Consider the following 14760-nt stretch of genomic DNA (forward strand, 5'->3'; position numbering starts at 1 on the left):
GGGCGCGATCACGGATCGACGGCCGCCAGCGGGTCACTCATGCCGACGGGTCACTCATACTGCAACTTCCTGTCCCGACGCGAGGGGCGTCGCTCCCGCAACGGCCTATTCTTTCGCTCACGGTAAGGAATTATCAGCCATATTCGCGCCACGTTGGGTCCCGAATACCTAAGCGTTCGCCCGGGCCTGGCCCGGGTCTCTATCCCAGGCACATAGTCTCCGATGCCGAGCCTCTTCCGCTTCCTTTTCTCCGCCGGGTCGCTGGTGGCGTTGATTTCCGCCGGATTGTACGTTCTTGCCCACCAGTTCGAGCCCGACCGGCACGAAGTGGTGAAGGTCGTGCCCGGGGTCAAGATCAAGAAGCCCGAAGCAAGCCCATGAGCCCAGGGCCGGAAAAGTCGCCTTTGCGCTTTTTCCATCCGGCATTGGCCGCCTCGCTCGTTTTCGCCACCGCATCGGTTGCCGTGGCGCAGGGAACGGTCAAACGCGAGGATCTTGCTCCGTCTGCTGCCTACGAGGAACACGGGCGCGGCGTCGTTCGAGAAGACCTCGATCCGGTGATGGCAGCGGACGGCTCCGGCCTGCCCCACGAGTTGTGGAACGGGCTGTCCGCCGAGCAATTCGCCCAGGCCATCGCCGTGCTCGACCTGCCGCCGCGCTCCCCGGCGCTGCACGCTTTATGGCGGCGCCTGATCGGGGCCGATACGGTCCCTGTCTCCGGCACCGATGGGAGCCGTTTCACCGCGCTCCGGGTGGAGGCCCTCGACCAGACGGGTTTGATCGACGAGGTCGCCGCGGTGCTGGCGCGAGACCCGTCGGCGAGCAACGATCCTCTTCTGCTTGCGCTTACCGCGCGCAATGAAATCGGGCTCGGCAATTCCGAGCGCGGATGCGAGATCGGCCGCGGCCTGCTCGCACGGCAATCGGCACTGCCGAAACCAATGCGGGGCGATGTCCTGCTGATCAACGGGTATTGCGGCGCTATGCGGGGCGACACGGCGGGCGCGGCGATCCAGGCCGGCCTGATGCGCGAACTCGACCTCGGCGGCGCTGGTGCCGATCTGCTCGATGCCGTAGCCGGCGGGCTCAAGCCGGATATTCCGGCGGGCAGCAAGCTCAGCCTTCTCGACTATCGCGTCGCCGCACTCGGCGGCGCAGCCGACCGGGACAAGCTCATTGCTTCGGCTTCGCCGGCGCTGCTTGCCGGTCTCGCGCACGATCCGAGGGTCGCCGCCGACATTCGGGTCTCGGCCGGAGAGGCAGCCGCCTCCCTCAACGCCATTTCGTACCAGGATCTCGCCGCGCTCTATCGTAGCAACGCCGGCGCATCGGAGCGCGTGAAGCTCTTCACATCGGCCGAAAGCGAGCGGACACCGTTCAAGAAAGCGCGCCTGATTCGCGCCTTCCTCGACGACGCGCGGCGGGCCGACCTCTACTGGCCCGGGCTCAAGGTGATGGTCGAGCCGACGCAGGCGCTGCAGCCGGTGCCGGAGATCGGCTGGTTCGCGGAAACGGCGATCGAGGTCAATCTCGCCGCCGGAAATTTCGACGGCGCGCGCGCCTGGACGCGTCTCGGCGAACAGCTCGGCACGCCGAACCCCGCAGCATCGCAGCCATTAGTGCATTGGACGGCGCTCGTCGATATCGCCGATCCCACATCCGTTGCCGACGGGGGGCGCGGGCTGAGCTCCATCGACGGACGTTTCGATGCGGCGCTGCTGCACCGGCTCGCCACCGTGCTCGATGCACTCGACATGCACGTGCCGACGGGGTTGTGGGAGATGGCGAGCCGATCCCCTCAACCTGCCGGCGGACATCTGCCCGATACGGGCGTGCTTTCGGAACTCGCGGATGCCTCGCAAAAGCGGCAGTTCGGCCGCACGGTGCTCCTGGTCATGCGCGCACTCGGCGCGCAGGGTGCGGAAGGGGCGCATATGATCGCGCTTGGAGATTCGCTCCGTGCCCTCAACCGTGCAGGGCTCAAGGCAGAGGCGCGCCAGCTGGCGCTCGAGGCCCTGCTCGCATCCTGGCCACGCTCCGTCAGTCAATGAGACACCGGTCATGAGCAGCGACGATCAACGCCACGTGGCCGCATTTCTCGAGATGATGGCGGCGGAAAAGGGCGCCGCGGCGAACACGCTCGATGCCTATCGGCGCGATCTCGCCGATTTTTCCGGCTTTCTGGAACGCGACGGGCTGGCGGTCGCCGAGGCCAAGAAATCCGACGTGTCACGCTACATGCAAGAGCTTTCAGCCGCGGGTCTCAAGCCTGCCTCGCGTGCGCGGCGCCTTTCGGCCGTACGCCAGCTCTACAAGTTTCTCGAAGCCGAAGGCAGCGTCGCAGAGAGCCCGGTCGAAGGTCTTGCCGCTCCGAGCAAAAAGCGCGCTCTGCCAAAGACGCTCTCGGTAGGCGAGGTCGACCGTCTGATCCAGGCGGCAGCGGGCGCAATCGCGGGAACCAGCGGGCGCGATCTCGTGCGGGCGGTCCGCCACTACTGTCTCCTCGAGATGCTGTACGCAACCGGCATGCGCGTGTCGGAGCTGGTGTCGCTGCCGCGGAGCGTGCTCAAGGGCGACCCACGCCTGCTCACCATTCGCGGCAAGGGCGGACGCGAGCGTCTGGTGCCGCTCAACGCGGGCGCTCGCGCGGCGCTCACGCGCTATCTCGCACTTGGCGAGGCCCCCGAAGACGGCGTGGCGCCGATGGTCGCCACACGGCATCTTTTCCCGTCGCGGGCCGGCGGAGGCCATCTGACCCGGCAACGCTTCGCCCAAGATCTCAAGGAAACCGCGCTTCTTGCAGGTCTCGATCCGGAGCGGGTCTCTCCGCACGTTCTCCGGCACGCCTTCGCCAGCCACCTGTTGGACCGGGGGGCCGACCTCAGGAGTGTGCAGAGCCTCCTCGGGCATGCCGACATCTCGACCACCGAGATCTATACTCACGTGCTCGAGGAGCGGCTGAAACGCCTAGTCACGGACCATCATCCCCTGGCAAAAAAGGCGCCCTGAGCCCACATTTCCCTGGCCTTACAGGGGGCGTTTACGAAAACGCACGCAGGTGTTGACAGAATTTCCGGGAAACGGTCAACGTGCCCCCGAATTCTCGGATATCCCGACCGAACGCCGCGCCCCCTGTCCGCGGAAGATGAGGCCTCTCCTTGGAACCCACGAAGCCCGACCGCCCAATTGCCGTTCGTACCTATCTCGACTTCGAGAAGCCGATTGCCGAGCTCGAAAGCAAGGTCTCGGAGCTCAAGGCCCTCGAAGGCGGGGAAGGTGTTCAGATCTCGGACGAGATCAAGAAGCTCGAGCAGAAGGCCAAGGCCGCCCTGGTCGATACCTACGGCAAGCTGACGCCGTGGCAGAAGACGCAGGTGGCGCGCCATCCCGATCGGCCGCATTGCCTCGACTACGTGGGGGCTCTGATCGAGGAGTTCACGCCGCTCGCCGGCGACCGTTACTTCGCCGAGGACGAAGCCGTGATGGGCGGGCTTGGGCGTTTCCGCGGGCGTCCGGTGGTCGTCATCGGCCACGAGAAGGGATCGGACACGGAAGGCCGCATCCGCCACAACTTCGGCATGGCGCGGCCGGAGGGCTACCGGAAGGCCGTGCGGCTCATGGAAATGGCCGACAAGTTCAATCTGCCCGTCATCACCCTGGTCGATACGGCGGGCGCTTATCCCGGCATCGGCGCCGAGGAGCGTGGGCAGGCGGAGGCCATCGCGCGCTCGACGGACAAGTGCCTCGAGGTCGGCGTGCCGATCATCGCCCTGGTCATCGGCGAAGGCGGCTCGGGCGGTGCGATCGCCATTGCGGCTGCCAACAGGATCCTGATGCTCGAGCACTCGATCTATACGGTCGCGTCGCCGGAAGCGGCGGCGTCGATCCTGTGGCGCGACTCGGCGAAGGCCATCGACGCGGCCACCAACATGAAGATCACGGCACAGGATCTCGACTCACTGGGCGTCATCGACGTCATTATTCGCGAACCTGTGGGCGGCGCGCATCGCGATCGGGCGCTTGCGATCCAGACCTCCGGGGACGCCATCGCCAAGGCGCTGGCCGAGTTCGACGGCAAATCCCCAGCCGAAATCAGGCGCTTGCGGCATGACCGCTTCCTCGCCATCGGACGTCAGCTGTAGATCCACACCCTGCTGGCCGTATGCCTGCCGCATTCACCGGGCAGGCTTGACATTCGCGCTCTCGCACTGAAAAACTTCATGAATCCGTAACGTTAAAGGAATCTTCACGGTTGCGGTCCGATGGTCATTCGTATGCGCCAGGGGGAATGCGTGTGCGTCTAAACATCCTCGGTGAAATGGGACTCGCGCGTCTCAGGCATTGGTTCGCCGCCATGCTCGTGAGCGTGCTCGTTGGCGCGTGCGCCAGCACGGCAGCGCTGATCCCTCCGGCCGAACAACCGCTCGCTCCCGAGACCGTGTCGCTGCTCGACAAGAAGGGCATGAACACTGCCGCGCCGATCTTTGTGCGCATCTTCAAGGAGGAGTCGGAGCTCGAAGTGTGGAAGATGCGCGACGACGGGCGCTTCTATCACTTCAAGACCTACCCGATCTGCAATTGGTCGGGCGAGCTCGGGCCCAAGCAGGCGCAGGGCGACAAGCAGGCGCCCGAAGGCTTCTACACGATCTCGCAGACCCAGATGAATCCCAACTCCAAGTTCTACTTGGCGTTCAATCTCGGCTATCCCAACGCCTATGACCGCGCGCACGGCCGCACGGGCGAGGCGCTGATGGTGCACGGGAAGTGCAAGTCGGCGGGCTGCTATGCCATGACGGATGCGCTGGCCGAGGAAATCTACGGGCTGGCGCGCGATGCCTTCCGCAGCGGCCAGACGAGCTTCGAGGTGCATGCATTTCCGTTCCGCATGACGCAGGAGAAGCTCGACCGCTTCAAGAAGCACAAGTGGTACGGCTTCTGGAAAACGCTGAAGGAAGGCTACGATTTCTTCGAGGCAAACCGCATTCCGCCGGCCATCGCCGTGTGCGAGCGGCGCTACGTGGTGAATGCGGTGATGACTGCGCCGCAGGTGGTGGACCCGGTGGGACGCTGCCCGCGCTTCCTCCGGCCGCAGCTGCAGCCGTTCTCGCCGCGCCCGGCCGACTGGAAGCTCGCTGCGGAGCGCTTGACCGTGGTCGGTCCGAAGACGCGTGACGCCGCGGAGGTTGCGACCACGACCGCGCAATCGCAAGCTGACTACGCCGCGACGACCGGATCCTTGTCCTCGTCCAACAGCATGCCGCCCGGCGCATCGGCGCTCGGCTACAATCCATAGCGCGGACGGTGAGCAGGTCACCCCATTCCCCATCCACCGACCCCGCCAGCGAGGTGACGGTGCGAACCGGCCGGCGGCGGGGCGCGCGCAGGAGAAGCGTTGTTTCTTACTTCTTCCGCCTGCTGGCGCTGAGCCTGATCGCACTGCCGATCGTCGCCCTGATTTTTGCCTTTGTGCAGCCGATCGAATGGGAGCGCGCGCGCATCGGCTTCGAGCGCCATTGGCGCTCCAACGCGGCGAAGCTCGGGGTCACGCTGCCGGGTACGCCGGACCTCGCCGACCTCGACGGCCGGCTCGCCTCGCATGGGCTCAAGGCGGGCGATGCCATCTTCATGCGCATCTTCAAGCGTGAATTCGAGCTCGAACTCTGGATGAAGCGCGACGGGCGCTTCCATCGCTTCGCAAGCTATCCGATCTGCAAGTGGTCGGGCGAACTCGGGCCGAAGATCAAGCAGGGAGACCGGCAGGCGCCCGAGGGCTTCTACACGGTGGACGCAAAGGCGCTCAACCCCAAAAGCGCGTGGCATCGCTCCTTCAACCTCGGCTTCCCCAACACCTTCGACAAGACACTTGGGCGAACGGGGTCCTTCCTGATGGTGCATGGAGGATGCGGGTCGATCGGCTGCTACGCGATGACCAATCCCGTGATCGATGAGATCTGGCGGCTGGTGACAGCGGCGCTCGACAGTGGCCAGCAAAGGTTCCAGGTGCAGGTTTTCCCGTTCCGAATGACCGAGCGCAATCTGGCGCTTTACGGCGGCACGGGGAACAGCGCCTTCTGGACAAGCCTCAAGCCCGGCTACGACCTCTTCGAGGCGAGCCAGCTGCCGCCGAAAGTCAGCGTCTGCAACAAGCGCTATGCCTTCGCCGCCGGCGCCGAAGGCTCCGACGGCAGCGCCCCGATCGAGGCGGCGTGTCCGGTCGGCTCTCTCGCGACGCCATAGGCGAGTTTTCCACACCCTCGGGCGGTCACTGTTGCCGGTGGGCGGCTTCGGCAAGGCGGAATTACCGATAAATCGCAGGCCGGGGTTTCGCCGCAAGAGAAGCCGTGCTTTCAATGGATGCATTGCTCTCGTGCATGGTGGAGTGACATGTCGGGCGTGTTTCCGGGACGGAGGACGGGACGGCTGGCCGCGGGTGCCGGTTTTGTCATGGCCGCGCTCCTGTCGACCGTGCAAACCGCGGCGGCCATCACCATCGAGCTGAAAGACGTGGCGGCGGATCGCATCGAGCGACAGCGGGCTTTCGTCGAAGGCCGCCTGCCGCTGGCCGATACGCCGGAGATCGGCCGCCTGGAGAAGCGGCTCGCGGAAGCCGGCCTCAAATCCGGCGCGCCGATGCTAATGCGCATCTTCAAAGAGACGAGCGAACTCGAACTCTGGCTCGAGAAGGGCGACAGGTTCGTCCTGTTTGCAACCTATCCCATCTGTCACTGGTCGGGCACGCTCGGTCCCAAACTGCGCGAAGGCGACAAGCAGACGCCGGAAGGATTCTACACCATCACCAACCGCCAGATGCGCCATTTCGGCCGTTGGACGCGCGCCATCAATCTCGGCTTTCCCAACGCGTACGACCGCGCGCATGACCGCGACGGTTCCTACATTCTCATGCACGGCGGATGCTCCTCCGTCGGGTGTTTTGCCATGACGAACCAGGTCATCGGCGAGATCTATGGCCTCGCCAACGCGGCCATCAAAGGAGGCCAGCGTCACGTCCCCGTGCACGTGTTCCCGTTCCGGCTGACAGACGAAGCGCTTGCTGCCCGTGCATCGAGCCCCTGGCACGGGTTCTGGTCGACATTGCAGGCCGGATCCAAATCGTTCGAGCGCACCGGGAGGCCGCCGCGCGTCAGCGTCTGCGATGGGCAATATCGCGTCGATGACGCTGCGCCCAAGGCGGTCGCGGCGGCTGAAGAGGATGTCCCGGACAAGAAGCGCCGCGGGAAGTCACGCAGCGACATGATGCTTGGCGCGGTTCGCAGCGGTTGTCCGGCGCCGGTCGTCGTCACGGCCGAGGGTAAGGGCCAAGCCGGCACCGAGACACCCGGCCGCACCCGTTAAGCAATCGGCAAGCGATCGACGCGAAGCGGTCATGAGACTTGCCAACCCAACGGCTTGCCGCACCGGATCGGCTCGTGCGATATCCCCGTGATCAGGAGTAATCGCGGAGACCGAGATCGCCATGTGGGCATCGCTGACAGAGAAGGCCGAGAACATTCTCGAAGCTTTGATTTTCGCCAGCCGCTGGATCCTGGCGCCGTTCTATCTCGGGCTCGCCGTATCGCTGGTCATCCTGCTCATCAAATTCATGGGCGAGCTGTTTCACATCGCGACGCATGCCTTTACGGCGACGGAGAGCGAAGTGATCCTCGGCGTGCTGGCGCTCGTGGACCTCACCTTCACGGGCTCGCTGCTCATCATCGTCATCTTCTCCGGTTACGAGAATTTCGTCTCGAAGATCGACCACAGCGGGCACCGCGACTGGCCGGACTGGATGGGCACCATCGACTTCTCGGGGCTCAAGCTGAAGCTGCTATCTTCGATCGTCGCCATTTCGGCGATCCAGCTCCTCAAGCAGTTCATGTCGATTCAAAACGTCTCCGAGCGCGAGATCTTCTGGTTGGTGGTGGTCCACGTGGTGTTCGTGGTGTCGAGCGTGCTGCTCGCGCTTTCGGACCGCATCTCCGGGCACGGCGGCGGACACGGGAACGGGCATGGGACCGCGTCCGAGAGCACGCCGGCCGGCAAGAGCGAGCATTGATCCCGGGATCAGGCGGCGCGCTTCGGCTTGCGCTTGGCGATAAACGGCAGAAGGTCGGCCTGGGTCCGCGCCTTGCTGAACAGGAACCCCTGCCCCTGCTCGCAACCGATGGCGCGTAGACACGCCAGCTCCTCGGACGTCTCGATGCCTTCGGCGGTGATGGTCTTGCCGAGCGTTTCGCCGAGACCGACGATGGCGCGGACAACCGCCTGCTGCTCCACGTTGCCCTCGATGCCGCGGATGAACGAGCGGTCGATCTTGATCTTGTCGAAGGGGAAGCTGCACAGGTAGCCCAGCGACGAATAGCCGGTTCCGAAGTCGTCCATGGCGATGCGTGTGCCGAGGCGGCGCAACTCCGCGAGCGTGTCGAGCACGATGTTCGAGCGGTCGAGGAACAGGCTTTCGGTGATCTCGAGCTCCAGGCGCTCAGGCGGCAGAGCGGAGGCCTCGAGCGCGTCAGCCACCATCTCGTGGACACTGCCGCAACGGAATTGCAACGGTGAAAGATTGACGGCGACGCGCATGTGCGCGGGCCAGGCAGCCGCATCCCTGCAGGCGCGGTTCAACACTAAATTGCCGAGCGCCCAGATCAGGCCGGCCTCCTCGGCAATGGGGATGAACTCCGTGGGGGAGACGTAGCCTCGCTCGGCGTGGGGCCAACGCACCAGCGCCTCGGCGGCCACGATGTGCCCCGAGTCCAGCGCGACCAGGGGCTGATAATGCACCTCGAGGCTCTGGCTCTCGATGGCGTTGCGCAGATCGCGCTCCAGGCGCCGGCGCTCCTGGGCGCGTGCATTCATCTCCGCCTCGAAGTAGCGGAACGATCCCTTGCCGCGCAGCTTCACCTGCGAGAGGGCGAGGTTGGCGTTCTTCAAGAGCTTACCGGCCTCGTCGCCGTCACCCGGCGCAATGGCGATACCGATGCTGGCACCGATGGTCGCCTGCTGTCCCTGGATGGTGAACGGCGCGCTGATGACCTCGATCAAACGTCGTGCGACGGTGCTCACCTCGTCCGGCTCGACGACGTCGGGCATGATGATTCCAAATTCGTCGCCACCGAGACGCGCCGCCATGCAGCCGTCGCGCAGGGTGCCGGTGATGCGCCGGGCAACAGCCTGCAGGAGTGCATCGCCGGCCGCAGGGCCCATGGTCTCGTTGACGGACTTGAAGTTGTCGAGCCCGACACACAGGGATGCGCCGCCGCGCCCTCCGCGGCTCATGGCCGCCAGCATTTCCTCGGCATGCTCGAGATGGCGAGCTCTGTTCGCCAGGCCCGTGAGGGGATCGTGGTGGGCGAGATAAGCGACCTGTGCTTCCGCCCGCCGACGCTCGGTGATGTCGACCGCCGCCACGAGCACAGCCGGGGCGCGCTCGTGGACGATGGCCTGCGAGAAAATGGCGACCTCGATGGCGGTTCCATCGCGCTTCAAGTGGTTCCAGATGTGATCGGCGAGGATGCCAGGCGCGGGGCTGTAAAGCTCCTCCAAGCGGCCGTGGTCGTCCTGATGGTGCAGGCAGTGCACGGGGCGCCCGATCAGTTCGGCGCCGCGATAGCCGTAATGATCGCGTGCCGCAGCGTTTGCCGAAAGAATGGTCTTGCCGTTCTGCGCGACGACGTACATCGGAACGGGATTGGCTTCGAAGAGCAGACGGAACGACGCCTCGCGCTCTTTGAGCTCGGTGATGTCGACGCGCAATCCGATGATGCCGCCGTCGCCGGTGCGCCGCTCCTGGATCAGGATGCAGCGGCCGTCGGAGAGCCACTGCTCATGGCGCTCGCTCGGGCTCGTCATCTTCTCGAGACGCTCGGCGATCCATTCCTCCTCGCGCCCCTTGGCGGCGGGGTAATCGCCGCGCATGACGCCGACGCGGAGCGTATCGGCCAGCCGTACGCCGACTTTGAACAAGTCCGCCGAGCGATGGTAGACCTTGGCGTATTCCTCGTTCCAGAGCACGTAGCGGCCTTCGGAATCCAGGAACACGATGCCTTGAGGCAGGATGTCGATGGCCTCGCGCAGGCGCTTGTCGGCTGTGCGGGCTTCCTCCACGGCCATCTCGAGCGCGGATTCGAGCTCGGTTTTTTGCGCGGTAGCGTCGGCGCCATGACGGGTTGCAGCAGCGCCGCTCAGCACCTTGAGCGCCGCGCGCAGCGGCCGCCGGCCGAGTGGTTTGGGATGTTTCTCGAATTTCCGCCGCTTCATGATCGTGCCTGTACTGCCCCGGTCGCTCGCTTGTGCTCGTGGAGTATCGACAGCGAGGCTTAACGACGCCTTTCTCAGGGTGCTGAGCTACAACGCCGCAATGCCCTGAAATACGTGTATAATTGCTCGCTTAATGGGCAGCGGATGCGTCGCAAAGCGGGACAGCGCGTTACTCCTGATCGACGGGTGACTCGGGAACAGCCAATTTACCCATCCCTACTTCGATCCATCCATCTCAGCATCCCGATTGACCGAATACGTACGATTATCCGATGCCTAAATGCTTGGCATTTGAGCTATTTTGGCAAAACGCCATTCGTGGTTAGCAAATCCTTTAGGAGCCCACGGCTTCCGCATGGCCGCCGACGCCTTTTCCATCGCGATCATCGGCAGCACCGGAGCCTTCGGCTCGAGGATTGCCGAACTCCTGGCGCGAGACCCCAATATCGATCTCGTCATTGCCGGGCGCACCCTCTCGTCGCTCGATGAGCAAGCTCGCGCTCTTTCCAAAGTCATGTGTCGTCCGGTGCGGCGGGTGGTGCTCGATGCGGATGGCGTCGACGCGGGCGACATCGCGCGACTGGGCGCGCGTCTCGTCATCAACGCGTCGGGCCCTTATCAGGGCAGCGACTACCGGCTCGCTCGCGCGGCGATTGCGGCGCGCTGCCACTATGTCGATCTCGCGGATGCCAGAGGCTTCGTCACGGGTTTCGGTGCGCTCGATGCGGTGGCGCGCGATGCCGGCGTTCTCGCCGTCAGCGGCGCCAGCTCAGTGCCGGGCCTCTCGTCTGCGGTCGTGCTGCAGCTTCGTCCTTCGTTCGCGACGCTGGACGCCCTCGACATCGCCATCTCGCCCGGTAACGCTTTCGATCCTGGCGTGGCGACGGTGGCGTCCGTGCTGGGCGGCGTGGGGCAACCGCTCTCGATGCTGCGCGACGGGGCGCGGCGAACCGTGCACGGGTGGCAAGGATTAGCGCGGCGCTCGTTCGGCGAAGCCGGATGGCGCTGGCTCGGCTATGTGGATGTGCCCGACCTCGATCTTTTTCCGGCACGGGATGCCGGCTTGAAGACGGTGCGGTTCCGGGCCGGGCTCGAAGTCTCCCTGTTTCATTTCGGCCTTTGGTGCGCGTCGTGGCTGGTGCGGAGCGGCGTCGTGCGCAGCCTTGCGCCGCTGGCCCCGGGTCTCCTCGCCGTCAAGCGGGCGCTCACGTGGCTCGGAAGCGACCGGGGCGGCATGGTGATCATCATGGACGGCACAGGTCTCGACGGACGCCGGAAACGCGCCACGTGGCTGCTCGTCGCCAAGAGCGGTCACGGTCCCTTTGTGCCCGCGCTTGCATCGGTGGCGCTCGCGAAGCGTCTTGCGTCGGGTGCCGAGATGCGGCGCGGCGCGACGGCATGCTACGGCGTTGTCAGCCTTGACAACATCCTGGCCGAGGCCGCCGGCCTCGACATAACGTGCACCACGCATGAAGAAGCCCTCCCGTCGTGAAACGGGAGGGCTCTCGTTCTGGCCTCGACGACCGATCAGGTGCGCCAGGGGTGCTCCGGAAGATCGGAGACGCCGACCACCTTCACGCCCGCTGCCGCAACCTTGTGATCGTTCTCGACGGAGCTTCCGGAGACGCCGATCGCACCGACAAGGACGCCCTCCTTGTCGACGATCGGAAGGCCGCCCGGGAACGTGATGAGCCCATCGTTCGAGTGCTCGATGCCGTACAGGGGGCCGCCGGGCTGGGAGAGCTTGCCGATCGATCCGGTCGGCATGCCGAAGAAGACCGCCGTCTTCGCCTTCTTGATGGCGATGTCGATGGAGCCGACCCAAGCGTCGTCCATGCGATGGAACGCCTTCAGATTGGCGCCGCTGTCGACGACGGCGATGCACATCTTGGTTTTTGTTTTCTCGGCCTCCTTGCGGGCGGCTTCGATGATCTTCTTTGCGTCGTCGATTGTGACATGCATGGGTCTTGTCCTCCGGTAGCGCGCGAGGGTCGCACGGGCTCCGACATATCGGCCCGCTAACCCTGGTTTTCAATGGCCAGTTCCGACCTCCGTCAGGGTATGGTTGCCGCAGTCCCGGAGCCGCGGGAGAATGCCTCGAATTCCGCGCGCGTTCCGCGAAAGACGTTGAGGTCGAGGTCGCCTTTGACGCCCGGGCGGCGGCCGCGATTGTGATACTGCCAGATCACCCATTGGCCGGTGCGGAAGAGGGGCGGAACAAGGAGGCTGCGGGCCCAAAAGCGCTCACCCGGGAAAGCGCCAGCGAGCATGGCGGCGTCGAACTCCGCCGTCGTGTAGATGATCGGCCGATGGCCGTAGTGCTTCTCAAGCCTGCCGATGAACTCCGCCAGCACGGCCACGTGATCGCGCTCGGCGATGGCCGCGACGCAGGGTCCCATGTGCTCGGCGTCGACGACAGGCGGCAGTGCCTCCGGGTCTCTTGGGACAGCGGCGATGAAGTTCTCCGCCTGCTCGGCGGCGGTACGGCAGAGCGTGAAGAAATGATAGGCGCCGCGCCTCAGGCCCACACGCTTCGACTCGCTCCAGTTGCGCTCGAAGGACTTGTCGCGGAAGTCTCCGCCTTCGGACGCCTTGATGTAGGCGAAGACCACCCCGCTCGCGGCAAGTGCCGTCCAGCCGATCCGGCCCTGGTGGTTGGAGACGTCCACGCCGACGACGGGATAGCGCCACGGCGCCAGCTCGACGTGCGGATAAAGGAACGGGGCCGCCGCAGCCATCGCCGCGGCAAGCCCCGCCAGACATGCGAAACGCAGAAAGCTCGTCACAAGGCTACTTCTCGCCAGACGCCTTCTCGTTGCCGAGCTTGTAGAGGTTGTTCAGAAGGGCATCGAAGCCGCCGGCCCCGGCGCCGGTATGAAGGTCGATGCGACCGACCTTCTCGACCAGCTTCTCCAACGCCTCCAGCTCCTTCAACCGCATGAGCAGCGGGTTGTTCTCCATCAGCTTCGAGGTGTTGAGCAGGGAGCGCGTGGCGGCCGTTTCTTCCTGGCGGCGGATGATGTTGGCCTTGGCGATGCGCTCGGCCTCGACGACCTTGTTCAGAAGCTCGCGCACGTCGCCGGGCAGGATGACGTCCTTGACGCCGATCTCGCCAATCTCGGCACCGAGCGTCGCGGCTCGCTCCGTCACGTAGGCGCGCACCTCGCGGTCGATGGTGTCACGCGCGGCCAGAATCTCGTCGAGCGTGCGCGCGGCGACGGCCTCGCGGATCGCGAACTGGATCAACCGGTAGAGCGTGGCGTTGACATCGGTCGACGACAGAGCCGCCTTCTCCGGATCGACGACGCGCGAAAACGCCGTCAGCGTGACGCGGATGCCGACGCGATCCTTGGTCAAAATCTCCTGCGCCGTGACCTCCAGGGGCTGCGGACGCAGATCCATCTTGGCGACCCGCACCTGACGGCCGACAGCCCAGAAGGCGTGGCGGCCAGGACCGAGACGCTCGGTGAGCACGCCGTCCGCGAACAGGAGGCCCGCCTCGTTGGCTTCGACCACCGTGACCACGAGCGTTCCGCCCGAGCGCGCGGGATCGAGCTTGTCGATGTGCCGTTTTTCAGCCCGCAGCGTCGCGGCGGCGTCGATCTTCTCGACGTCGACGGCCGTCAACGCCTTCCAGAAGGCGCGCGTCGTGTTGGGCAGCACGAGGTGCTTCGGCTCGCCGTCGAGCGAAACGATGGCAACCTCGGTCGGTCCAGCCTGGACAATGGTGAAGTTGTCGGCGGCAACGTCGGGATCGGTCTTGGCGAGCAGCAGCGCCTTCTCGGACGCGATCTCGGCGCGCAGGATCTTGACGATCTCGACCGAGAGCTGACCCAACGGATCGAACTCCGTGAAACGGCCGGGCTCCAGCAGCTTCACGAAGCGGCCATCGCGCCGCAGAAAGCCGCGCTCGTCGTCCTTCACGACTGCCGTGGTCCAAAAGCTCAAGCGAGACATGGGAAAACTCCGGAAACTTGGGGCCGGCCGAAGACAACGAGCCGGTTTAATCAGTGCCTTGTGCGTGCGGTATTCAATTCCGTGCAGTTCGTGAATTTCGGCTCGCAGGTCGCTGGCCGCTACGCCACGACGATGACGCGGGCCCCCGCTTGAGCCACGCGGCTCGGCCTTATGCCGACCGTCTTGCCGACGCCGTTCCCGAGGGATCGGCGGAAGCGCAACGGACGGCTCCGGCTCCGCAGAGAGGCGGTATCCGCGAAGGGCGCGGAGCGCATCGGCGCTTGCCGTCCACCCTCGCCTCTCAGCCGGAGCCTCGAGGCCAGAGCTTGGGCCGGAGCAACGACCAGCTTCCCAAAAGAAGATCGCTTGGAGGCGATTGGCATGGGAATCGAACCCATCACAGCGAGATTAAAAGTCTCGTGCTCTACCAAATGAGCTAGCCACTGGAGAAGCTAAAGGGAATCGAACCCTCGACCTTCCGGCACCGCCGGATGCTCTGCCACTGAGCTACAGCCTCGTTTTGCTCCCGAACAACGCGGAACACGCCGC

The 14760-nt window shown here is 65.1% G+C and carries 13 protein-coding genes and 2 tRNA genes; 9 read left to right on the top strand and 6 right to left on the bottom strand.

Annotated features, from left to right (window positions below):
* Window positions 1–222 precede the first annotated feature (222 nt).
* The 8 genes from QZV93_RS02670 to QZV93_RS02705 all read left to right on the top strand — a co-directional run bounded on the left by QZV93_RS02670 (window position 223) and on the right by QZV93_RS02705 (window position 8053).
* Window positions 223–381: a hypothetical protein gene (locus QZV93_RS02670; RefSeq protein WP_295555737.1), complete on the top strand. Its 159-nt coding sequence runs from the start codon at window positions 223–225 to the stop codon at window positions 379–381.
* Window positions 378–2051 carry a hypothetical protein gene (locus QZV93_RS02675; RefSeq protein ID WP_295555739.1) on the top strand — a complete coding sequence of 558 codons (1674 nt, stop codon included), beginning with the start codon at window positions 378–380 and terminating at the stop codon, window positions 2049–2051. Before QZV93_RS02670 ends, QZV93_RS02675 begins: the two co-directional genes overlap by 4 nt.
* A 10-nt stretch (window positions 2052–2061) precedes the next feature.
* Window positions 2062–3009, top strand: coding sequence for a site-specific tyrosine recombinase XerD (locus QZV93_RS02680; protein ID WP_295555741.1), 948 nt, complete (start codon window positions 2062–2064; stop codon window positions 3007–3009).
* 176 nt (window positions 3010–3185) lie between these two features.
* Entirely contained in the window at window positions 3186–4142 is a 957-nt protein-coding gene (locus QZV93_RS02685; RefSeq protein ID WP_295555899.1) for an acetyl-CoA carboxylase carboxyltransferase subunit alpha, read from the top strand.
* Between the two features lie 146 nt (window positions 4143–4288).
* The gene (locus QZV93_RS02690) at window positions 4289–5293 is read left to right on the top strand and encodes a murein L,D-transpeptidase family protein (RefSeq protein ID WP_295555743.1); all 1005 of its coding nucleotides are present in this window, start codon (window positions 4289–4291) and stop codon (window positions 5291–5293) included.
* Window positions 5294–5301: 8 nt separating this feature from the next.
* The gene (locus QZV93_RS02695; RefSeq protein ID WP_295555744.1) at window positions 5302–6237 is read left to right on the top strand and encodes a L,D-transpeptidase family protein; all 936 of its coding nucleotides are present in this window, start codon (window positions 5302–5304) and stop codon (window positions 6235–6237) included.
* A gap of 147 nt (window positions 6238–6384) precedes the next feature.
* Window positions 6385–7353, top strand: coding sequence for a murein L,D-transpeptidase family protein (locus QZV93_RS02700; protein ID WP_295555745.1), 969 nt, complete (start codon window positions 6385–6387; stop codon window positions 7351–7353).
* Between the two features lie 121 nt (window positions 7354–7474).
* On the top strand, window positions 7475–8053 hold the full coding sequence (locus QZV93_RS02705; protein ID WP_295555747.1) for a TIGR00645 family protein: 579 nt from the start codon (window positions 7475–7477) through the stop codon (window positions 8051–8053).
* Between the two features lie 8 nt (window positions 8054–8061).
* On the opposite strand, the gene QZV93_RS02710 is transcribed toward QZV93_RS02705, so the two are convergent.
* Entirely contained in the window at window positions 8062–10254 is a 2193-nt protein-coding gene (locus QZV93_RS02710; protein WP_295555749.1) for an EAL domain-containing protein, read from the bottom strand.
* Window positions 10255–10609: 355 nt separating this feature from the next.
* Between QZV93_RS02710 and QZV93_RS02715 the strand changes: the two genes are divergently transcribed.
* Window positions 10610–11746, top strand: coding sequence for a saccharopine dehydrogenase NADP-binding domain-containing protein (locus QZV93_RS02715; RefSeq protein WP_295555751.1), 1137 nt, complete (start codon window positions 10610–10612; stop codon window positions 11744–11746).
* A 35-nt stretch (window positions 11747–11781) separates the two neighbouring features.
* On the opposite strand, the gene QZV93_RS02720 is transcribed toward QZV93_RS02715, so the two are convergent.
* From QZV93_RS02720 to QZV93_RS02740, 5 genes are all read right to left on the bottom strand, one after another.
* Complete coding sequence (locus tag QZV93_RS02720) at window positions 11782–12216, bottom strand: heme-binding protein (protein ID WP_295555753.1); 435 nt, start codon at window positions 12214–12216, stop codon at window positions 11782–11784.
* A 92-nt stretch (window positions 12217–12308) separates the two neighbouring features.
* A complete protein-coding gene (locus QZV93_RS02725) occupies window positions 12309–13040 on the bottom strand; it encodes a GH25 family lysozyme (protein WP_295555755.1) in 732 nt (243 codons plus the stop codon).
* Window positions 13041–13044: 4 nt separating this feature from the next.
* Window positions 13045–14211: a slipin family protein gene (locus QZV93_RS02730; protein WP_295555757.1), complete on the bottom strand. Its 1167-nt coding sequence runs from the start codon at window positions 14209–14211 to the stop codon at window positions 13045–13047.
* Window positions 14212–14578: 367 nt separating this feature from the next.
* Window positions 14579–14652, bottom strand: a tRNA-Lys gene (locus QZV93_RS02735).
* A gap of 3 nt (window positions 14653–14655) precedes the next feature.
* Window positions 14656–14728 (bottom strand) — tRNA-Thr (locus QZV93_RS02740).
* Between the last annotated feature and the right edge of the window lie 32 nt (window positions 14729–14760).

The sequence above is a fragment of the uncultured Hyphomicrobium sp. genome (assembly GCF_902826555.1).
Classification (GTDB): domain Bacteria; phylum Pseudomonadota; class Alphaproteobacteria; order Rhizobiales; family Hyphomicrobiaceae; genus Hyphomicrobium_C.

Bases quoted from the DNA above. Each gene is read 5' to 3' on its own strand.
- QZV93_RS02670 (WP_295555737.1), top strand. From the start codon at position 223: ATGCCGAGCCTCTTCCGCTTCCTTTTCTCCGCCGGGTCGCTGGTGGCG.
- QZV93_RS02675 (WP_295555739.1), top strand. From the start codon at position 378: ATGAGCCCAGGGCCGGAAAAGTCGCCTTTGCGCTTTTTCCATCCGGCA.
- QZV93_RS02680 (WP_295555741.1), top strand. From the start codon at position 2,062: ATGAGCAGCGACGATCAACGCCACGTGGCCGCATTTCTCGAGATGATG.
- QZV93_RS02690 (WP_295555743.1), top strand. From the start codon at position 4,289: ATGCGTGTGCGTCTAAACATCCTCGGTGAAATGGGACTCGCGCGTCTC.
- QZV93_RS02700 (WP_295555745.1), top strand. From the start codon at position 6,385: ATGTCGGGCGTGTTTCCGGGACGGAGGACGGGACGGCTGGCCGCGGGT.
- QZV93_RS02705 (WP_295555747.1), top strand. From the start codon at position 7,475: ATGTGGGCATCGCTGACAGAGAAGGCCGAGAACATTCTCGAAGCTTTG.
- QZV93_RS02710 (WP_295555749.1), bottom strand. From the start codon at position 10,254: ATGAAGCGGCGGAAATTCGAGAAACATCCCAAACCACTCGGCCGGCGG.
- QZV93_RS02715 (WP_295555751.1), top strand. From the start codon at position 10,610: ATGGCCGCCGACGCCTTTTCCATCGCGATCATCGGCAGCACCGGAGCC.
- QZV93_RS02720 (WP_295555753.1), bottom strand. From the start codon at position 12,216: ATGCATGTCACAATCGACGACGCAAAGAAGATCATCGAAGCCGCCCGC.
- QZV93_RS02730 (WP_295555757.1), bottom strand. From the start codon at position 14,211: ATGTCTCGCTTGAGCTTTTGGACCACGGCAGTCGTGAAGGACGACGAG.